This is a genomic window from Actinoallomurus iriomotensis (assembly GCF_030269445.1).
Taxonomy (GTDB): domain Bacteria; phylum Actinomycetota; class Actinomycetes; order Streptosporangiales; family Streptosporangiaceae; genus Actinoallomurus; species Actinoallomurus iriomotensis.
In genome coordinates this window covers 259,513-279,083 of the sequence record NZ_BSTJ01000002.1, presented here as the reverse complement: position 1 = coordinate 279,083, position 19,571 = coordinate 259,513, and the positions used below count along the sequence as shown (strand labels likewise).

20 protein-coding genes are annotated in these 19,571 nt (G+C 71.3%); 16 read left to right on the top strand and 4 right to left on the bottom strand.

Features of this window, described 5'->3' with window-relative positions:
* The 4 genes from QSK37_RS10155 (at position 1) to QSK37_RS10140 (ending at position 3,696) form a co-directional block, all read left to right on the top strand.
* Positions 1-657 (top strand): nucleoside/nucleotide kinase family protein, encoded by a 657-nt coding sequence (locus QSK37_RS10155; RefSeq protein WP_285619275.1) that lies wholly within the window; start codon positions 1-3, stop codon positions 655-657.
* Positions 654-2,345 carry a sodium:solute symporter family protein gene (locus QSK37_RS10150; protein WP_285619274.1) on the top strand — a complete coding sequence of 564 codons (1,692 nt, stop codon included), beginning with the start codon at positions 654-656 and terminating at the stop codon, positions 2,343-2,345. Before QSK37_RS10155 ends, QSK37_RS10150 begins: the two co-directional genes overlap by 4 nt.
* Positions 2,346-2,364: 19 nt before the next feature.
* Positions 2,365-2,628: a hypothetical protein gene (locus tag QSK37_RS10145; RefSeq protein WP_285619273.1), complete on the top strand. Its 264-nt coding sequence runs from the start codon at positions 2,365-2,367 to the stop codon at positions 2,626-2,628.
* A 195-nt stretch (positions 2,629-2,823) separates the two neighbouring features.
* A complete protein-coding gene (locus QSK37_RS10140; RefSeq protein ID WP_285619271.1) occupies positions 2,824-3,696 on the top strand; it encodes an alpha/beta hydrolase in 873 nt (290 codons plus the stop codon).
* On the opposite strand, the gene QSK37_RS10135 is transcribed toward QSK37_RS10140, so the two are convergent.
* Positions 3,652-4,650, bottom strand: coding sequence for a LysR substrate-binding domain-containing protein (locus QSK37_RS10135; RefSeq protein WP_285619269.1), 999 nt, complete (start codon positions 4,648-4,650; stop codon positions 3,652-3,654). The genes QSK37_RS10140 and QSK37_RS10135 overlap by 45 nt on opposite strands.
* Positions 4,651-4,842: 192 nt before the next feature.
* On the opposite strand from QSK37_RS10135, the gene QSK37_RS10130 reads away from it, so the two are divergent.
* From QSK37_RS10130 to QSK37_RS10095, 8 genes are all read left to right on the top strand, one after another.
* Entirely contained in the window at positions 4,843-6,171 is a 1,329-nt protein-coding gene (locus QSK37_RS10130) for an MFS transporter (RefSeq protein WP_285619267.1), read from the top strand.
* Complete coding sequence (locus tag QSK37_RS10125; protein ID WP_285619265.1) at positions 6,168-7,013, top strand: MBL fold metallo-hydrolase; 846 nt, start codon at positions 6,168-6,170, stop codon at positions 7,011-7,013. The genes QSK37_RS10130 and QSK37_RS10125 overlap by 4 nt, the downstream gene beginning before the upstream one ends.
* A 98-nt stretch (positions 7,014-7,111) precedes the next feature.
* Entirely contained in the window at positions 7,112-8,560 is a 1,449-nt protein-coding gene (locus tag QSK37_RS10120) for a 2-hydroxymuconic semialdehyde dehydrogenase (protein WP_285619263.1), read from the top strand.
* A 10-nt stretch (positions 8,561-8,570) separates the two neighbouring features.
* Entirely contained in the window at positions 8,571-9,356 is a 786-nt protein-coding gene (locus tag QSK37_RS10115) for a 2-keto-4-pentenoate hydratase (RefSeq protein ID WP_285619261.1), read from the top strand.
* Positions 9,357-9,489: 133 nt separating this feature from the next.
* The gene (locus QSK37_RS10110) at positions 9,490-10,233 is read left to right on the top strand and encodes a 2-keto-4-pentenoate hydratase (protein WP_285619259.1); all 744 of its coding nucleotides are present in this window, start codon (positions 9,490-9,492) and stop codon (positions 10,231-10,233) included.
* On the top strand, positions 10,230-10,682 hold the full coding sequence (locus QSK37_RS10105; protein WP_285619257.1) for a RidA family protein: 453 nt from the start codon (positions 10,230-10,232) through the stop codon (positions 10,680-10,682). Before QSK37_RS10110 ends, QSK37_RS10105 begins: the two co-directional genes overlap by 4 nt.
* Entirely contained in the window at positions 10,679-11,254 is a 576-nt protein-coding gene (locus tag QSK37_RS10100; RefSeq protein WP_285619255.1) for a 3-hydroxyanthranilate 3,4-dioxygenase, read from the top strand. The genes QSK37_RS10105 and QSK37_RS10100 overlap by 4 nt, the downstream gene beginning before the upstream one ends.
* Positions 11,251-12,258, top strand: coding sequence for an amidohydrolase family protein (locus tag QSK37_RS10095; RefSeq protein ID WP_285619253.1), 1,008 nt, complete (start codon positions 11,251-11,253; stop codon positions 12,256-12,258). The genes QSK37_RS10100 and QSK37_RS10095 overlap by 4 nt, the downstream gene beginning before the upstream one ends.
* Positions 12,259-12,400: 142 nt before the next feature.
* Here QSK37_RS10095 and QSK37_RS10090 read toward each other — a convergent pair whose 3' ends face one another.
* Positions 12,401-12,955: an EF-hand domain-containing protein gene (locus QSK37_RS10090; RefSeq protein ID WP_285619251.1), complete on the bottom strand. Its 555-nt coding sequence runs from the start codon at positions 12,953-12,955 to the stop codon at positions 12,401-12,403.
* Positions 12,956-13,156: 201 nt separating this feature from the next.
* Here QSK37_RS10090 and QSK37_RS10085 point away from each other — a divergent pair, with 201 nt between their 5' ends.
* Together QSK37_RS10085 and QSK37_RS10080 are read left to right on the top strand one after the other, a co-directional pair.
* Positions 13,157-13,498, top strand: a complete 342-nt coding sequence (locus QSK37_RS10085; RefSeq protein WP_285619249.1) for a hypothetical protein — start codon at positions 13,157-13,159, stop codon at positions 13,496-13,498.
* A 48-nt stretch (positions 13,499-13,546) separates the two neighbouring features.
* Positions 13,547-13,768 carry a hypothetical protein gene (locus QSK37_RS10080; protein WP_285619247.1) on the top strand — a complete coding sequence of 74 codons (222 nt, stop codon included), beginning with the start codon at positions 13,547-13,549 and terminating at the stop codon, positions 13,766-13,768.
* A gap of 21 nt (positions 13,769-13,789) precedes the next feature.
* Here the strand turns inward: QSK37_RS10080 and QSK37_RS10075 are convergent, their stop codons facing one another.
* Positions 13,790-14,494: a hypothetical protein gene (locus QSK37_RS10075; RefSeq protein ID WP_285619246.1), complete on the bottom strand. Its 705-nt coding sequence runs from the start codon at positions 14,492-14,494 to the stop codon at positions 13,790-13,792.
* A 123-nt stretch (positions 14,495-14,617) separates the two neighbouring features.
* On the opposite strand from QSK37_RS10075, the gene QSK37_RS10070 reads away from it, so the two are divergent.
* Together QSK37_RS10070 and QSK37_RS10065 are read left to right on the top strand one after the other, a co-directional pair.
* Positions 14,618-15,139 carry a MazG-like family protein gene (locus tag QSK37_RS10070; RefSeq protein WP_285619243.1) on the top strand — a complete coding sequence of 174 codons (522 nt, stop codon included), beginning with the start codon at positions 14,618-14,620 and terminating at the stop codon, positions 15,137-15,139.
* A gap of 285 nt (positions 15,140-15,424) precedes the next feature.
* Positions 15,425-16,654: a DUF4136 domain-containing protein gene (locus tag QSK37_RS10065; RefSeq protein ID WP_285619242.1), complete on the top strand. Its 1,230-nt coding sequence runs from the start codon at positions 15,425-15,427 to the stop codon at positions 16,652-16,654.
* Between the two features lie 19 nt (positions 16,655-16,673).
* On the opposite strand, the gene QSK37_RS10060 is transcribed toward QSK37_RS10065, so the two are convergent.
* Complete coding sequence (locus QSK37_RS10060) at positions 16,674-19,448, bottom strand: glycosyl hydrolase family 95 catalytic domain-containing protein (RefSeq protein ID WP_285619241.1); 2,775 nt, start codon at positions 19,446-19,448, stop codon at positions 16,674-16,676.
* Between the last annotated feature and the right edge of the window lie 123 nt (positions 19,449-19,571).

The following is a 19,571-nucleotide window of genomic DNA, read 5'->3' as shown; positions in this document are numbered from 1 at the left end:
ATGGCGCAAGAGTCCCTCGTTCGCCGGGCCCGCACGCTCGCCCCGCCCGGAGGGCGCGCCCTGCTCGGCATCACCGGGCCACCGGGTGCCGGGAAGACGACGATGGCCGAGGCGCTGCGCGAGCGGCTCGGCGCGGCGGCGGCGTACGTGCCGATGGACGGTTTCCACCTCGCCGACGTCGAACTCGACCGGCTCGGCCGCCGCGACCGCAAGGGGGCGCCGGACACCTTCGACGCCGCCGGCTACGTCGCGCTGCTGCGGCGCCTGCGCGAGAACACCGACGAGGTGGTGTACGCCCCCGCGTTCGAACGCGACCTCGAGCAGCCGATCGCGGGGAGCATCCCGGTTCCCCGTTCCGCGCCGCTGATCATCACCGAGGGCAACTACCTGCTGCTCGACGACCCGCCGTGGCGCGCCGTACGCGACCTGCTCGACGAGGTGTGGTTCGTCGACGCCGACGAGGCGACCCGCGTCGACCGGCTCGTGCGCCGCCACGTCCGCTTCGGCAAGTCCCCTCCGGCCGCCCGAGCGTGGGTTCGGCGGGTGGACCTGCGCAACGCGGCCACGATCCTGGCCGGGCGTGAGCGCGCCGACCTCGTCGTGACCTCCCCGATGGCGCCGCGAGACCCCGAGGAGGAAGAAGTGATCGCCGAATGAACGTGTCGGCCGCCGGAACGCTGGACGTCAACGGCCTGGACTACACGATCCTCGCCATCTACTTCGCCGTCGTCGTGGCGATCGGCCTGCTCGCCAGACGGGCTATCGCCACCAGCGAGGACTTCTTCCTGTCCGGCAGATCCCTGCCCGCGTGGGTGACCGGCCTGGCGTTCATCTCCGCCAACCTCGGCGCGCTGGAGATCCTGGGCAACGCGGCCAACGGGGCGCAGTACGGCTTCGCCGCCGTGCACTTCTACTGGGTCGGCGCGATCCCCGCGATGGTGTTCCTCGGCCTGTTCATGATGCCGTTCTACTACGGCAACAAGGTGCACAGCGTGCCGGAGTACCTGCGGCGGCGGTTCAACGCGCCGACGCACTTCTTCAACGCGCTGACGTTCGCGGTCGCCCAGGTGCTGATCGCGGGGGTCAACCTCTACGCCCTCGCGCTGGTCGTGAAGAGCCTGCTCGGCTGGCCGCTCTGGCTGGCGATCATCGTGTCGGCCGGGCTGGTGCTCGTGTACATCACCCTGGGTGGTCTGTCGGGCGCCATCTACACCGAGGTCCTGCAGTTCTTCGTCATCCTGGCCGGGCTGATCCCGATCGTCGTGATCGGGCTGCACCAGGTCGGCGGGTTCGGCGGCCTGGTGGACCGGGTGCACGACCGTACGCTGCTCGACACCTGGCAGCAGAGCGGCGTCGGGCACTGGAAGAACCCGCTCGGCGACTGGCTCGGCCTGGTCCTCGGTGAGGGCTTCGTCCTGTCGTTCGGATACTGGACGACCAACTTCGCGGAGGTCCAGCGGGCGCTGTCCGCCAAGGACATGTCCGCCGCGCGCCGTACGCCGCTCATCGGCGCCTTCCCGAAGATCTTCTTCCCGCTCCTGACGATCGTCCCCGGCATGATCGCGCTGGTCACGATCCCGCACTTCGGCGGCGAGGGCGGCCCCGACTACAACGACGCGATCCCGGCGCTGATGGGCCGGCTGTTGCCGAACGGCGTGCTCGGCATCGCGCTCACCGGCCTGCTCGCGGCGTTCATGGCCGGCATGGCGGCCAACGCCAGCGGCTTCAACACCGTCTTCACGTACGACATCTGGAAGCCGTACGTCGCCCGGGACCGGTCCGACCGCTACTACCTGAACGTCGGCCGGATCGCCACCGTGGTCGGCATCCTCATCAGCGTGGGCACGGCGTTCATCGCGTCCGGCTACGGCAACATCATGAACTACATCCAGTTGCTGTTCTCGTTCTTCAACTCGCCGCTGTTCGCCACGTTCGTGCTCGGCCTGTTCTGGAAGCGCACGACGCCGTGGGCCGGTTTCTGGGGCCTGGTCGCGGGCACCGCCGCGGCGGCCGCCATGCACTTCGCGGCCTTCCACATCGGATACTTCTATCCGGGCGGGCATCTCGACCCGACGCACGCCACCATCAACGCGCAGATGGCGAACTTCTACGGCGCGATCGTGGCCTTCGTGGTCGACGTGGTGGTGACCGTCGCCGTGACCGCGGTGACCCGGCCGAAGCCGGACCGCGAACTCGCCGGCCTGGTGTGGCGGCTGCCGTCGGAGGGCGGCCTGGTGGAGGCGCGCGAGCCGCGCCGGCACTGGTGGGAGTCCGAGCCCCTGCTGGGCTCCGGCGCACTCGGCATCGCGCTCGTGCTCTCGATCGTCGTGCTGTTCGTCAAGTAGACCTCGGAAGGGTGCTTCGATGTCCGAACAATCCGGCACCGGCTCGGCCAACCGCTCGCGGCGGCTGTTCGACCTCCGGTACCTGATCAGCGGCCTGTTCCTCGTCTACGGCGCGATCGAGGTCGTCACGGGACTGCTGGACTCCGCCGCGGAACTCGCCAAGGCCGACGGCATCCGGATCAACCTCTGGCTGGGCATCGCCATGCTGGTCCTCGGGCTGGTCTTCCTGCTCTGGGCGAGGCTACGGCCGCTGCGGCCCGCCGACCACGACGACGGGGGATGAGGCGCCTCGAACGGGTGCGGCGTGCGCCCCCGCCCGAGCGGCACGGGTGAGCGGCCCGTCCTGGTCCGGGCGTGCAGCGGCACCGTTCTCGCGGCCCCCACCGTCGCCGGCATGACCGTACGGACGACGCCCGCCACACCCCCGTGACAGGGGATGGGGGAGCCGCTCGAGGTCGCGTGCTGGCATCATGCGCGCATGGATCTGCACGAATGGCCTGGTCACGACCTCACCGACGCCGAGCTCGACGTCGCCTACAACGTGAGCGCCAAGGCGGGCGAGGAACTGTTCGCCCGCCACATGGCCCGCTACCGCTCGATGTCGGAGGCGGCGGTGGACGGTCTGCCGGGGCGGCCCGGCCTCGTCTACGACGAGGCGAGCGGCGAGGCGCTGGACGTGTGGGGGATCGAGGACGGGCGGCTCCGCCCGGTGTTCGTGTTCGTGCACGGCGGCTACTGGCGGGCGCTGTCGCGCCACGACTCGGCCTTCATGGCCCGGATGCTGGACGGCGCGGGTGTGGCCACCGTCGTCCCCGACTACACGCTCGCCCCCAAGGCCACCCTGGAGGAGATCGTCCGGCAGGTGCGGGCCGCGGTCGCCTGGGTGTACCGCGACGGCCGCGAGCACGGGCTGGACCCGGACCGGATCGTGGTCGGCGGCAGTTCGGCCGGCGGTCACCTGACCGGGATGACCATGGTCGGCGGCTGGCAGGAGGGGCTCGGGCTGCCCGCCGACGTGGTCAAGGCCGTGATGCCGTTCAGCGGCCTGTTCGACATCCGCCCGATCCAGCGCGTCTACGCCAATGAGTGGCTGCATCTGGACGTGGAGCGTGCGGCGGCGCTCAGCCCGGAGCTGCTGCCGGCCGGGCGGCGGTTCCCCGCCGTGATCGCGGTGGCCGAGCACGACGGCACCGGCTTCCTGGAGCAGTCCCGCCGCTTCCACCGGCACTGGGGCGAGGCCGCCGAGCTGCTGGTCGTACCGGAGCGCGACCACTTCGACGTCGTTCTGGATCTGGCCGACCCGCGGTCAGCGGCGAGCCGGGCCCTGCTCGGCCTGGTCCGCTCCGTCTGACGCTCGGCCCGCTCCGTCCGAGGAGAGCCGCGCCGACAGCTCGGCCGCCTGCTCCCGCAGGTGGCCGAGCATCAGCCGGGCCGAGGGCGTCGGCGGGCGGCGGGCCGGCATGGTCACACCGACCCGGCGCCGTACCTGGTCCAGCGGCACCGGCAGCGGCGCGATCCCGCCCCCGGCGGTGGCCACCAGTTCGGGCAGCGCGGCGATCGTGTCGGTGTCCTGGACGAGGCTCCGCACGGTCAGGATCGAGGTGCACTCGACCAGGTCGGCGGGCAGCGGCAGGCCACGGTCCCGGAACACCTGCTCCAGCTCCTGCCGCAGCGCCGTGCGCTGGAGCGGCAGCACCCACGGATAGTCCAGCAGGTCGGCCAGCCGCAGGTCCGGCCGGCTTCGCGCCGGGTGCCCCGCCCGCGCCACCAGTCGCACGGGCTCGCTGTACAGGTCGACCTGACACAGCTCGGGAATGTCGTCGATCGGGTTGAGCCGGCTCACGACCAGGTCGACCTCGCCGTCCATCAGCCGCGGGACCAGCACGTCGAACGTGGCCTCCTGGACGATCACGGTGATGCCCGGCCGGTCCCGCTTGAGCGCCGCGATCGCGCGCGGCAAGAGCACGTTGGAACCGGCCAGCAGGGTGCCGATGGTGACGGTGCCGACCGCGCCGTCGGCCAGCCCGGTGATCCGCTCACCGGCGCGGCGCAGCTCCGCCAGCACCGACCGGGCGTGCTCGACGAACGCCTCGCCGAACAGCGTCGGCGTCATCCCGCGCGGCCCGCGAGTGAACAGCTCCACGGCCAGGATGCTCTCCACCTCGCGTAGGCTCCGGGTGACCGCCGGCTGGGCCAGCCGCAGGTGTTCGGCGGCCCGCAGCACGCTTCCCTGGTCGGCGATCGCCACCACCAGGACCAGGTGCCGCAGCTTGAGCCGTCCGTTGAGCAGGTCGATCGCACGCATGGCCACTTGATATCACAAGAAGGTGATAGGGCCGCGCGCGGCGATTACGCGGTGGTTATGCGTTGTGCGGTCGCCCCGGCGCGCCATACCCGGATGGCCATACCGCGGCGGACAAACGCTATTAGTGCGATATGTCCGCTCCTTCTAGGGTTTCGGCCACAGCGCCGAGGGCTGTCAACTGGGAGGACGCGCGTGGGCATCGACACCAGACCACGGAACCGGGCGGTCGCGGCGAGCTTCGTCGGCACCGCCATCGAGTGGTACGACTTCTTCATCTACAGCACCGCGGCGGCGCTGGTCTTCAACAAGCAGTTCTTCCCCGACTTCGCTCCCGTGGTCGGCACGTTGCTGGCGTTCTCGACGTTCGTGGTCGGGTTCGTGGCACGGCCGATCGGCGGCGTGCTGTTCGGGCACCTCGGTGACCGCAGGGGACGCAAGTCCGTGCTTGTCGTCACGCTGACCCTGATGGGCGCCTGTACGTTCGTCATCGGGCTCCTGCCGACGTACGCGCAGGTCGGCATCTGGGCACCGATCCTGCTGGTGACGGTCCGCTTCGTGCAGGGCATCGCGCTCGGCGGGGAGTACGGCGGCGCCGTCCTGATGGCCGTCGAGCACTCCAACCCCGCCCGCCGCGGCTTCTTCGGCAGCTGGGTGCAGGTCGGCGTACCGGTGGGGCTCGCCCTGTCGAACCTGGTGTTCCTCCTGACCCAGCTGCTGCCCGCGGGCGCCGTCGAGGATTGGGGCTGGCGGGTTCCGTTCCTGCTCAGCGCGTTGCTCGTCGCGGTCGGCTTCCTTATCCGCCTCCGGGTCGAGGAGACCCCGGAGTTCCGCGAGGTGAAGGAGGAGCGCGGTGCGGCCCGGCGGCCGGCGGTCGAGGCCGCCAAGAGGTCATGGGCGCCGATCCTGCTGTGCGCCGCCGCCGGGTTCGCACCCGGCACGATGTTCTACGCCACGATCGTCTTCGGCCTCAGCTACGGCACCGGCCACGTCGGGGTGAGCCGCGGGACGATGCTGGGCCTGACGCTGATCTCGATGGCCGTGGTGCTGCCCTGCCTGCTCTACTTCGGCGCGTTGTCGGACCGGATCGGCCGCAAGCCGGTCTTCGCCGGCGGAGTGGTCGGCATGGCGCTGACCGCGTTCCCCTGGCTGCTGCTGGTGGACACCGGTTCGTTCGGCCCGATGCTGGCCGGGTACCTGCTGGTCTCGATCCCGTTCAGCGCCGCGTACGGGACGCTCGCGACGCTGCTCGCCGAGCTGTTCCCGACCGGCGTGCGGTACTCGGCGGTCAACATCTCCTACGCGATCTCCAACGTCTTCGGAGCCGGTATGGCGCCGATCGTCGCCACCTCGCTGCTGATCCGCACCGGCTCGGGGCTCCCGATCGCCGGGTACATCGTGGTGGTGTGCGTGGTCTCGTTCGCCTGCCTGGCGGCACTGCGGGAGACGGCGGAGGCGCGCCGGCGCCGGGTCGCCACCCCTGCGGCGGCGGAGGCCGCGGTCGCCGACGGGGCGGCCGGGTGAGCGCGGCGGTGCCCGTGCCGAGCCTGGACCTCGGCGGGATCGAGGTCGCCTGGCTGGCGGACATTCCGAGCATGGAGTTCGCCCCGGACGATCTGCTGGTCCCCGGTGGCGGCGACCAAGGTCCGGGCCGGAGTCTCGACCTGACGTTCGGCGGCTACCTGATCACCACCGACGCCGAGACCGTGCTGGTCGACACCGGTGTGGGCGACGGCAAAATCCGGCCCCGCCCCGGCTGGGACCGGCGGTCGGACGGCGCGCTGCCCGCCGCGCTGGCGCGGGCCGGCCGCGCCCTCGCCGACGTCGGCGCCGTCCACCTCACCCACCTGCACGCGGATCACGTCGGCTGGAACACCGCCTGGGACGGCGAGTCCTGGATCCCGACCTTCCCCGAGGCGAGGTACCTGGCCTCGGGGGACGAACTGGACTGGGCGCGCGAGGGACACGGCCGCGACCCCGGCTTCCTGTACGGCTCGTACGCCGACAGTGTCCTGCCCCTGATCGAGCGGGGACGGCTGGAGGCGGTCGGGGACGGCTTCCGGATCGGCGACCGGATCGAGGTCCGTGCCGTGCCGGGGCACACCCCCGGCTCCTCGGCCGTGATCGTACGGGGGAGGCGGGAGACCGCCGTGCTCTCCGGCGACCTGATCCATCACCCGCACCAGTTCGCGCATCCCCTGACCTGCTCGCGATTCTGCGTGGACCGCGTGGCGTCGGCCAGGGCCAGGCGCGGGCTCCTGGACTGGACGGCGCGGCATGGGGCGATCCTCATGCCGGCGCACTTCGGCTGGGGGCGGGTCGAGGTCGCGGACGGTCGGTTCCGCTTCCGTTCGATCCCGCGCTGATATATCCGAAATGAAATACCTATCGAATACATAGGTATTGGACAGTTATAGCGCATCCGAATGAAGATGCACGGGATGACGAAAAAGGAGGCAGCCTCATGAAGCCGGCCCACTACGTCGGCGGGACCTTCCTCACGGACGAGCCCGGCGGGACGTGGTTCCCGCTGGTCGACCCGGTCGACGGGACCGAGTGCGGGCAGGCTCCCGAGGCCACCCGGGAGACGGTCGACTCGGCCGTACGGGCGGCGCGCGGGGCGCTGGAAGGCGCCTGGGGCGCGGCCGCCGACACCGAGCGGGCCGCCGCGCTGCGCCGGATCGCCGACGGGATCGAGGCGCGGTTCGAGGAGTTCGTCGACGCCGAGGCCGGTGACACCGGCAAGCCCCGCGAACTGGCCGCGACCATCGACATCCCGCGCGCGATCGGCAACTTCCGCGCCTACGCCGACCTGCTGTACGGGCGGCCCGAGCGGGCGTACACCACGCAGATCCCCGGCTGGAGCGCCGGGGCGGGCGGGCAGGCGCTCAACTACACCGTCCGCCGCCCCCTCGGCGTCGTGGCGATCATCTCTCCGTGGAACCTGCCGCTGCTCCTGCTGACCTGGAAGGTCGCTCCCGCGCTCGCGGCGGGCAACGCGGTGGTGGCCAAGCCGTCGGAGGAGACCCCGTCCACCGCCACCCTGCTCGCCTCGGTGATCGACGAGGCCGGGCTGCCCGGCGGCGCGTTCAACCTGGTGCACGGGCACGGCGCGGGCGCGGCGGGGGAGTTCCTCACCGGCCACCCCGGCGTGGACGCGATCGCGTTCACCGGAGAGTCCGCGACCGGCGCGGCCATCATGCGCGACGCCGCCGACCACGTCACGCCGGTCTCGTTCGAGCTGGGCGGAAAGAACCCGGCGCTGGTGTTCGCCGACGCGGACCTGGCGGCGGCCGTGGAGGGCACGGCACGCTCCTCGTTCACCCACTCCGGCCAGATCTGCCTGTGCACCGAACGGGTGTACGTCCAGCGTCCGGTCTTCGACGAGTTCGTCGCGGCGCTGGCCGAGCGCGCCCGCACGCTGGACGGCTACGGCCCGATGATCTCGGCGGAGCACCGCGACAAGGTGCTCTCGTACTACCGGCTGGCCCGTGAGGAGGGCGCCACGGTCGTCGCGGGCGGCGGCGTCCCGCGGTTCGGCGACCGCCGCGACGGCGGCTTCCACGTGGAACCGACCGTGCTGACCGGGCTGCCGGAGACCGCCCGGACCGTCCGCGAGGAGATCTTCGGGCCGGTATGCCATGTCGCACCGTTCGACACCGAGGAGGAGGCGCTGCGGCTGGCCAACGCCGGCCCGTACGGGCTGGCCGCGACCGTGTGGACCCGGGACCTGTCGCGCGCGCACCGGGTCGCGCCGCGCGTCGAGGCCGGGATCGTCTGGGTCAACTGCTGGAACCTCCGTGACCTGCGGACCCCGTTCGGCGGGGTCAAGGCCTCCGGCATCGGGCGCGAGGGCGGGGAGTACTCCCTCGACTTCTTCTCCGAGCCCGTCAACGTGTGCGTCCAGATCTGAGAGCGAGCCCGTGAGAGACACATCCATCGCCGATGCGGCGGACCGCCTCCTCGAGGCGTACGCGACCGGCGTCCCCTGCGCGCCCGTCCGCGACCTGATCGGTACGGACGACGCGTACCGCGTGCAGCGGCGCCTCACCGACCACTGGCTGGCCGAGGGCCGCCGACCGGTGGGCCGCAAGATCGGCCTGACCTCGGCGGCCGTTCAGCGGCAGCTCGGCGTGGACAGCCCCGACTTCGGGACGCTGTGGGCCGACATGGCCGTGCCGGACGGCGCCGAGATCCCCGCCGGGGCCGTGCTCCAGGGGCGGGCGGAGGCCGAAGTGGCGCTCGTCCTGGAGCGCGACCTGCCGCACGAGCGCAACACCGCCGCCGACCTTCTCCGGGCGACCGCGTTCGCGCTGCCCGCGATCGAGGTCGCGGGCAGCCGCATCCGCGACTGGGACATCACGCTCGCCGACACCGTCGCCGACAACGCCTCGGCGGGCATGTACGTGCTGGGCAACCGGCCCGTCCCGCTGTCCCAGGTGGACCTGCGGCTGTGCGGCATGGTCCTCGAACGCCGCGGCGAACAGCTGTCGACCGGCGCCGGCGCCGCCTGCCTCGGCCATCCGCTGAACGCGGCGCTCTGGCTGGCCGACACCCTCGCGCAGGCCGGCGACCCGCTGCGGGCCGGCGACACGGTGCTGACCGGCGCGCTCGGCCCGATGGTCCCGATCCTCCCCGGGGACGTGCTGGAGGCTCGCGTCGAGGGACTGGGCGACGTCCGGGTTGCATTCGCCAAGGAGGACTCATGAGTGAACGAAGTGAGCGAATCCGGGGGCACAGCGTCCATGGTCACTCTTCCGACGAAGGAGGACTCATGAGTGAACGAAGCGAGCGAATCGGGGGCACAGCGTCCATGGTCACTCCTCCGACGAAGGAGGATTCATGAGTGACGTCGAGGCGCTGGCCTGTACGTTGGACGAGGCGGCACGGGACGTCCGCGCCATCCCGAAGCTGACCGACACCGCCGAGCTGGACGTGGCGACCGCGTACGCGGTACAGCGTCGGGTGATCGAACGGCGGCTGGCGCGGCACGAGCGGCCCGCCGGGGTGAAGATGGGCTTCACCAGCAAGGCAAAGATGGTCCAGATGGGCGTGCACGACGTCATCTGGGGTCTGCTCACCGACGCGATGCTGGTGGAGTCGCACGTCGAGGTGGACCGGTTGATCCACCCCCGGATCGAGCCGGAGATCGCCTACCTGATCGGCCGCCCGGTGCGCTCGCCCGCCGACGTGGACGCGGCCGTCGCCGGGGTCGCGGTCGGCTTCGAGGTGCTCGACTCGCGCTACCTGGACTTCTCGTTCACGCTGCCGGACGTGATCGCCGACAACGCGTCCGCCGCCGGGTACGGCGTCGGCGCCTGGCACGAGCCGCGCGACGTGTCCAACGTCGGAATGCTGATGGAGATCGACGGGCGGGTCGTCCAGACCGGATCGTCGGCCGCGATCCTGGGCGACCCGATGCGTTCGCTGCGCGCCGCCGCCCGGCTCTCCGAGCAGGCGGGCATCGTGCTGGAGCCCGGCCAGGTCGTGCTCGCGGGCGCGGCGACCGCGGCCGTGCCGCTGCCCAAGGGCGTACACGTCCGGGTGACCGCGTCGGGCCTCGGCTCGGTCGAGGTGACGACGTGAGCGAGCGGAGCGAGCGAGTCGGCGGCGACGCGCTGGTGGTGGAGGGCAAGGCCAGGCCTCGGGGCCGATTCCCGCACATGAAGCGGGCCGGCGACCTGGTGTTCGTGTCCGGCACGAGCTCGCGCCGCCCCGACGGCACCTTCGCGGGCGCGAGCGCCGACGACTTCGGCGTCACCGACCTGGACATCCGCGCGCAGACTCGCGCGGTCATCGAGAACATCCGTGATCTGCTGAGGGCGGCCGGGGGAGACCTGTCCGACCTCGTCAACGTCACGACCTACCTGGTCAACATGAACGACTTCGGCGGCTACAACGAGATCTACGCCGAGTATTTCGACGAGACCGGACCGGCCCGCACCACCGTGGCCGTCCACCAGCTGCCACACCCGCACCTGCTCATCGAGATCGCCTGCACGGCGTACATCCCTGTGAAGGAGCCCGCACCATGACCCTCCTGCCGCAACTGTCCTTCGGGGCGCCGTTCAACTTCGAGCGGTGGATCGATGAGCACCGCCACCTGCTCCGGCCCCCGGTCGGCAACGTCCAGGTCTGGCAGGACTCCGGTCTGGTCGTCATGGTGATCGGCGGCCCCAACCAGCGCACCGACTTTCACGACGATCCGACCGAGGAGTACTTCTACCAGCTCAAGGGCAACATGGTGCTGCGCGTCATGGAAGAGGAGGGCAAGCCGCCGGTCGACGTGCAGATCAACGAGGGCGACGTGTTCCTGCTGCCGCCGCACGTCCGGCACTCGCCGCAGCGGCCCGAGGAGGGCAGCATCGGCCTGGTCGTGGAAACCGCCCGGCCCGAGGGCACACAGGAGGCGTTCGAGTGGTACTGCACGAACTGCCACCACCTGGTGCGCCGCGTCCAGTTGCAGGTGCGCTCGATCGTCGACGACCTGCCACCGGCGTTCCAGAGCTTCTACGACGGTGACCGCACCTGCGGCAACTGCGGCGCGGTCCATCCGGGCAAGCTGTGGCCGGAGGAGCTCCGTCCCAGGACCGAGGTCCGTGCGTGACGGTCATCGACGTACACGCGCACGTGTTCCCGCGCGTCTCCAGGGAGGAGGCGCGCGTGCTGGCCGGCGCGGGAGAGCCGTGGCTGCGCGAGAACGGCGACGGCACCGGCATGATGATGAGCGGCGATGCCGAGTACCGGCCGGTCGGCGCGGGGCTGTGGGATCCGGAGATCCGGGTCGCGGCCATGGACGCCGCCGGCGTGGACGTCCAGGCGGTCTCCTCGACCCCGCTGATGTTCGGGTACGAGGCCGAGCCCGCCCGCGCGGCCGAGTGGTGCGAACTGGTCAACCAGCGGATCCTCGACCACTGCGCGCAGGCGCCCGGCCGGCTGCTCCCGCTGTGCCAGGTGCCGCTGCAGGACGTCGAGTCGGCCTGCGAGATCGTCTCCAAGGCGGCCGCCACGGGGCACCGGGGCGTGCACATCGGCAACCACGTCGGCCCTCGCTATCCCGATGACGCGGACATCGTGGAGTTCCTCGCGCACTGCGCCCGGGAGGGCATGCCGGTGCTCATGCACCCGTGGGACATGCTCGGCGGCGATCGGATGGCGGGCCGCTACATGCTGCCCTGGCTCGTCGGCATGGCCGCCGAGACCCAGCTGTCGATCCTGTCGCTCATCCTGTCCGGCGCGTTCGAGCGGATCCCCGAGTCGCTGCGGATGTGCTTCTGCCACGGCGGGGGCAGCTTCGCCTACCTGCTGGGACGGGCCGACAACGCCTGGCACAACCGCGACATCGTCCGCGAGGACTCGCCGCGGCCGCCGTCCGCGTACACCGACCGGTTCTTCGTCGACTCGGCCGTGTTCGACCCGCGCGCCCTGCGCCTGCTGGTCGAGGTCATGGGCGCCGAGCGGGTCATGCTCGGCACCGACTACCCGTTCCCGCTGGGCGAACTGGAACCCGGCTCGACCGTCCGCGCGTGCGAGCCCCTGACCGAGGACGATCGCGATGCGATCCTCGGCGGCAACGCCCACCGCTTCTTCGGCCTGGACGGGACCGCCTGAGGGTGAAGCGGTGGATACCGTGCGCGGAGTCCCGCGTTCGGGGCGGCCCACATGAGCAGGTCGCTCATCCGGGACATGGCGCGCCGGCCGCCCTGACCCTCGGCGCCGGCGGGTGTCCATGTCCATCCGGCCGGCGCGGGCATCAGGAGTCGGGCGCCACCAGGACGTGGCCGGGAATGTCGGTGCGCTCGGAGCGGTACCAGTCCACGATCGCGGCGGCCCAGTGGTCGACCGCGATCCGGCCTTCGCCCGATGGGTCCAGCTCCTCGAACACGGTCGCGCTGGCGGCGCTCGGGAATCCGCTCGCGGTCATGCAGGTGAGAAAGTCGTCGCGTTCGACGTATCCGTCGTCGTCCCGGTCGACCAGCGCGGCGACCGAGGTCGCGTAGTCGGTCACGGTCTGTTCGGCGTCGCCGGGGTCGCCCAGCTTGGCGAGGTACTCCTCGCGGCTGATCCGGCCGTCCGCGTCGGTGTCGAGGGTCGCGCGCAGGCCCGCCCAGAAGCGGCGATGTCCGTTGAGGACCGCCTGGCCCTTGGCCGACTCGCGCGGCTCGCCCATCGCGCTGAGCACTTCGGCGGCGAGCCGGTCGAAGTCGCTCTCGTCGAGGTAGCCGTTGCCGTCGGCGTCGAGGATGCGGAACCGTAGCAGCACCCGCTCGCGGGCGCCGGAACCGTCCTGCGCGGACCCATGACTCATCGAGACCTCCTGATCACCTTATGTGACCATTAACCTACACTAAGTAGGTGTCGGCGAGAAGGTCTCGGTGGCGCCGGGCTTCCAGCGCGTGAAATGGCGACAAGGCGTGCGCGAAACGGCGAGCCGGAGCAGAGGCCGGTCATTACCGTCCCCCGTGACCGAGGCCCCGCGGAGGCGGTCCGGTGAAAGAGGGGGCGTGAGATGACGGCGCGGGCGGTGCTGACCGCAGGCCTGGTGCTCCTGATCCTTGCCTTCGCCGCCGCCTGTGGCGGCGACCACGTCGACCGGGCGAAGCTCAAGGCCGGCCTCGAGAATTCGCTCTTCCCGGTCGGTCCGGGGTTGTACAAGGACGGTCAGGTCGACTGCTATGCGGGTCTGCTGATCAAAACGGCGAACACTTCGGACCTGAACTCCTTCATTGCCGGCAAGAAGCGATACGCGCAGATTAGACCGCGCAGCGACAGCGCCAAGCGTGAATTCCACGGGAACGTGAACACCTGCATTCCCAAGGGGCAGGGATACGTTTTCCCGAATGGATGGTAGCCGTGTGACCGTGCCGGTGGGCGGCCGGTTCGCTGGTTGGAGAGGGAAATGAAGGCGGACGAGACCGAGACCCCACTCCATACCGCGTTCGGCCGCGGCTTGCTCGTGGCGGTGCTGGAGGTCCTGCTCGGCGTCATGGCCTCGATCTTCGACGGCTTCCTGCCGTACGGCGGGTTGCTCATCGTCGTGGGCGTCGGGTTCCTGGTGCCGGTGATCGTCGGGGAGGGCCGATCCAAGCGAGGCGCAGCCGAAACCGCCGGACCGTCGTGATGACGGCCGGGCGGACCCCGTCTACTCCAGGGCCGCGTGCGCCTTCCGGTACGCCTGCCGAGCCAGGCGTACGGCATCCGCCCTGGTGACGTTCGTGCCGACGAGCTCCGTCGTCCCCAGGTACCCGGAGCCGGTGAACAGGACCTGCCACGCGCGCAGCCGCGTGCCGCCGGTGACCTCATCGGTCTGGACGATCCGCCCGCCGTCTCCGATGTCGAGGGGCTGATCGGAGATCACCTTGGCCGTGATGGTCGTACCGCCCGCACGCGCCTTGACGGTCCGGCACGCCCGCGGGATCGGCTGGGCGACCGCCTGCTCGGCCGCCGGGCCGGAGGCCGCGACGAGCAGTTCCGAAGGGGACCGGCCCACCTGCGCGAAACTCACGAAGGCGCTGGGCGCGGAGCCGGCGACGTTGATGCCGGTACGGCCGGGACCGCCGCACGAAAGGTCGCCGGTGACCGGCGGCGCACCCCCGGAGAGCTTCTTGGTCACCGTCTCGAACGGACCGCTCCCTCGGGAGACCGCGACGGCTCCGGCAGGTGGTTCGATCAGCGCGCCGGCGAGCTGCCGCGCCGTGTGGCCCGGCGACGTGGATGCCGATCCGCTCTGTTCACCATGCGGCGACGCCGTGGCCGGCACCGCGCTCGTCTCACCCCCGCGACATCCCGTCATCGCCGTCACCGCGACCACCGCGACGGTCGCCGCCCATGCTGCCCTGGTCTCCATTGCCACGCTCCGCTGGCCGATTCGGCGGGGTATTGACTAGGACGCACTGGCGGCAGGCTCCGTTGACCGACACTGCCCGGACGATCGCGGGGCGTGGCGCCCCTCAACGTGAAGGAGACGGGAGTGACCGGTCTTCAGGAGCTCGCCGCCGCGATCGCCGAACGCCTGCGGGAGCATTTCCCGGACACGGATCTCGCCCAGCAGCAGGTGCTGTGTCTCGCCGAGGAGGCGGGGGAGTTCGCCGGCGCGTACCGCCGCTGGGCGGGCATGGCTCGCCGCACCGGCTCGTGGGACGACGTGATGGCGGAGCTCGCGGACGTGGTCGTGACCGCCTACGTGGCCGCGAACGTCCTCGGGCTCGCCGACGGGATGGAGGCCGCCCGTCGGCCCGCCGGCGAGCCGGCGGCCCACGACGTGTTGCGGCAGGTTCGAGCCCTGTTCTGCGCGGCGGCCGAGGTGGTCGCGGCCTTCGACCGCGGGGACGGGGAGGGGCCACCGCTCGCGACGCGTCTCGCGGGTGTCGTCGACCTCGGGGCCGAGACCGCGCGGGTGCTGGGGATCGATCTGGATGAGGCCGTGCGGACGAAAACCGCTGTGATCATGACCCGGGGCTGGCGGGACGACCCTGCCGAGACCGCCGGGTGAAAGGCGCCGGAGCACGCCCGGGAATCCCGGGCGCGCTCCGGCGCCGAACAAGCCTCGCCGCCGGGCCCGGTCAGCCGGTGACGAACGTGACGTAGCTGGAGCCGCCCTGGCCGCTCACGCCCGAGTTCGGTCCCAGGCGTACCTGACCGGCCGGCACGGTCTTCTTGAAGACCGCGAGTGGCCGGTCGCTGGCTTTGCCGCGACACCCGGGCGCATCGTCATCGCCTCCGGGCGAAATACCATGGCGGCTGGAGGCGATGCCTCGTGAAACGGGACGATGCGAGCATGCGTGCGGTCCGGCAGGGCGGCTGGTGGAGGTACGCCGCCCGACCGGCCATGGCGTTATCGCTCATCGCCGGTGCGGCGTGTGCCGCTTCGCCGGGAGGATGGAACGACGCGTTCCGCCACCCGGAGTTCCCCGAACGTACGGCGCCCGCCGGCACCTACCCGTGGGTCGAACCGGATGACCCGTCCGCGGTCAAGGTGTCGGCAGCCGATGGACTCATGAACGCCGTCGTGGTCGGCGACGTCATCGTCGTGGCGGACCGGGTCAAGAGCGTGCCCGCCGGCTCGACGGGCGCTCTCGGCGTGCGGGTGCGTGGTGTGGACCCGGCAGGACACACCCTGTTCACCGGCCCGACAATGGCGGCCGAGTCCGGCCAGTCGGACGGACCGAGACTGCATCTGATCGGAGACGGTCCCGAACTCCGTGTCGCCTTCGCATACCACAAGACCGGTCCCGGCGGACGGTTTTCCTACGCCGACTTCTATGACCCGTCCGCGCGGGGCCACGTGCGTCCCCGCACTGTGCGGTTCCCCACCGACGAGCAACTGGAATGGGCTGGAGACACCGCCTTCCAGGGCGCGCTGCTCGATGACGGCGGCCCGATCACGATCCTGGACGCCGACGGCACGCTGAGCCGGTGGCATCGCCCGGGATGGTTGCCGGTCGCGGCCACCGGCGACGTCGTCGTCGACGCCCACCGCGGCAACGACAGCCGGCACCAGGGTTTCGAGGTGGTCGACCGCCGTACCGGCCGGGTGCTGTGGTCCGGACGCGGCCAAACCGTCTACGCCGTGTCCACCAAGGCCATCATCGCCGGATACACGCGCCGGCTGGTGCTGTCGGAGCTGCGCACCGGCAAGGTCATCGCCCGTGGCAATGACCCCCTGTCGAGTGGCGGCACCCCCTCCGACGCCGACGGCACCCGGCAACAGGGCGATCTGATCACGACCTGGCAGGTCGCCGGCAGCACGCGCCATCGATGGGTGCACGGCGGCTGGAACGCCGGCTACTACGCCATCTGGAAGGACGACCTCTACGGCTTCCAGAGTCCGGGGAACCCGATGGACGACAACCCGATGGCGCTGTGGATTCCGTCTACCGGGGTCCCCCACAGGTTTCCCGTCACCGGGAAGGCCGCACCTCTCGGCGTCACCAGCGACGGTCACGCCGTCGCCCTCACCGGCACCGTTCGCGGCTATTCCCTGTACGTCCTCCCTCTGCGCCGCTGAGCGGGCCCGGTTCCCGGAGTCAGCCGGTGACGAACGTGACGTAGCTGGAGCCGCCCTGGCCGCTCACGCCCGAGTTCGGTCCCAGGCGTACCTGACCGGCCGGCGCGGTCTTCTTGAAGACCGCGAGTGGCCGGTCGCTCGTCTGGACCGTCATGTCGGTGCGCGTGAAGCCCTGGCCGGCCGGCCAGCCCGGCCACCACGATCCCTCCCCGCGCGTGTCGAAGGCCACGTACACCGTCGCCGGACGCGTCAGGTCGAACGTCAGGTAGTCCGCGGGCTCGGTCAGCTTGGAGTCGTCGTTCGCGCCGCGGATCATGACCGCGCCGTCGAGGGCGCCCGGCAGATCCGTGACCGTGTAGCCGCGATCGACGTAGACCGGGGCTCCGACGGCCGCGCGGACCAGGGCGTGCAGCTTGTCCGGCTGCTCGACGGTCACCAGGTCGCTGTTGATCTGCGGGATGCTGTGCGCGACTCCGAGCGTGCGCTGCCCGAGGGTCTTCACCTTGTCCGCGGGCTGCCCGCCCAGTTCGCCGAACGTGAAGGACGAGTAGGGCTGTGCCGTACGTTCCAGCAGGTAGCTCGCGCCGCGCTTGACCGGCAGCGTGATCTGCGCCGCCGTGGTCGCCGCGACGACGGGTCGGCCGCAGGCGCAGTCGCCGTCCACGACCTGGATCTGCCGGCCGGGCCACGGATTCTGGATCTTCAGCGTGTCCGTGCTGCCGGCCTGGATGCCGACGAGTGACGGTGTGCCGCCGCGCGTCTCCACGCTGACGCGGTGGCCGCCGGGGATCTGCACGGCGCCCGTGGTGTTCCAGTCCGCCGGCCACGCCGGGGCGACGCGGACGGTGCCCTCGTAGGACTGCACGAGGGACTCCTGCAAGGCGGACGCCACCACGGCCCCCCAGCCGTCGTAGTACCCGCCGCCGCGCACCGGATCGGAGTTGCGGCTGTGCGCGGCGAAGCCGTTCGGGAAGATCTGGAAGTCGGACGTGCCCTGGACCAGCAGGTTCTTCATGTCGGCGGCCCGGCCTAGCCGGGCGGCCCATACCGAGTCCGACGCCCATTCCCGCGTCTGGACGTACACGCGGTTGGTGAACGTCGACTGCATGAGCGAGGAGTCCGCGCCGTACCGCCCCCACGGCCACAGCGCCTCCAGGTCCGGGTCCTGGGTGTTGTGCGCCGCCTCGTCCGTGCCCGACCAGGCGAGCACCGGCTGGCCGCCCCGCGTCGTCGTACGGAACGGCGGGAGCTTGGCGACCGCCTGCCGGAGCCGCTTGGCGAGGTCGTGGTCGCCGTGCTGGTCCGCCAGGCCGGCGACGATCGGGAAGATCGTCCGCATCGCGGCGAGGTCGGGGGTGGGGTCGGTGGTGTCCCACTGCACCTCGAGGGCGTTGACGTGCTGCAGGTGCAGGTACCCGTCGTCGCCGGGGCGCAGCACGGACAGGTAGAACCGGGCGACCCCGCTCATCAGCGGATACCCGGCGTCGAGGAGCGCCCGGTCACCGGTGTAGCGGTACTGCGACCACAGGTTGGCGACGACCTCCGGGCCGGTCGACAGGATGCGGTTGACCCAGTCGGGGGCCATGCCGCTGTCGCACGATCCGGCGGTGCCGTCGAAGCGCAGGAACTCCGGCACGCATACGCCCTCGGCGCCCGGCCAGTGCTCGGCGGTCCACTTCCGCATCTTGGCGAGGCGGTCCAGGTACAGCCGGAAGTAGGGAGTGTTGAGCGCGGCGGTGCCGGCCCCGAGGTTGGTGTACACCGGCTGCCTCAGATTGAAATGCCACCAGTTGGCCGCCGACCAATGGATGTCGTCGCGCCACGGAGAGAACAGGCTGGTGACGCCGCCGTGGCTGCTCGGCACCGATGAGCGCATCGACGCCGCGGACATGTACAGCTGCGTCGCCCGCAGGTTCTCCAGGTACTCGCCGGTGCCGTCCGGCGAGCTGATCTCCATCGGCGCCGCGTCGTTCCAGAACCGATGCCACCAGCGCAGGTGGCTCGCGTCGGCGCCGGCGTCGAAACCTCCGCGCACCGCGGACCGCGCCGCACTCGCCACGTCGCCGCCCTTGTAGGCCGGAACGCCGACCACGATGCGGAAGCGGCCGTCCTGGCGGGGCTTGAAGGTGAGGTGGACGGTCAGGTCGCCGGTCACCGAGGCGTGCACCTGGCGTCCGTCCGCGGTCACCGCGGTGATCGCCCCCGACGTGGTGCCGGAGGGATCGTCGTGGAACGTCTCGGCCAGTGCCGCCACGCCGCCCGACGCGTACGTGACGGGGCTGCGGCCCCGCCACAGCTTCAGGTCGGCGGTCTGCGTCCGGTCCGGGTCGGCGCCGGCGACGTCCAGCACGAACTGGTCCGCGCCGGCGCGGACGAGGGCACTCGCCGTCATGCCCCCGCCGCGCTGCTCCAGGTCGGCGTCGTACAGGCCGAGCCGGCCGCGGTAGTCGGCGGCGCTCATCAGCGGGAACAGCCCGGGGACGACCAGCTGGCCCGCGCTCTTGAGGTCGGGGAACGTGTCGCTGCGGTTGAGCTGCGCGGTGAGTCCGTCCGCGGACCAGACCGCGGCGCCGAGCCGGCCGTTGCCGAGCGGCATGCTCTGGTGGTTCTGCCACGGCGGGCTCTGGAGGACCAGGTCCGAACGTGACACGACCCCGCGCGGATCCGTCTGCAACGCGCCGTGCCGCCAGGCCGTCGTGGGTGGTGGTGCCGCGCCGGCGGGAGCGATGGGGGCCACCATCGCCGCCGTGACCGCCGCGCAGGCGATGAGGATGGACAACCGGCCGCGTCTCATGACGTCATGCACCTCGTAGGTCAATCGATTGACTGAGGTCGAGCGTTCCGGATTGTGACCCCGGTGCCGTCGAGCCGTCAAGGTCTGGCGGTCCAGAGGCGTGGAGCGAGACGAAAACGGGCA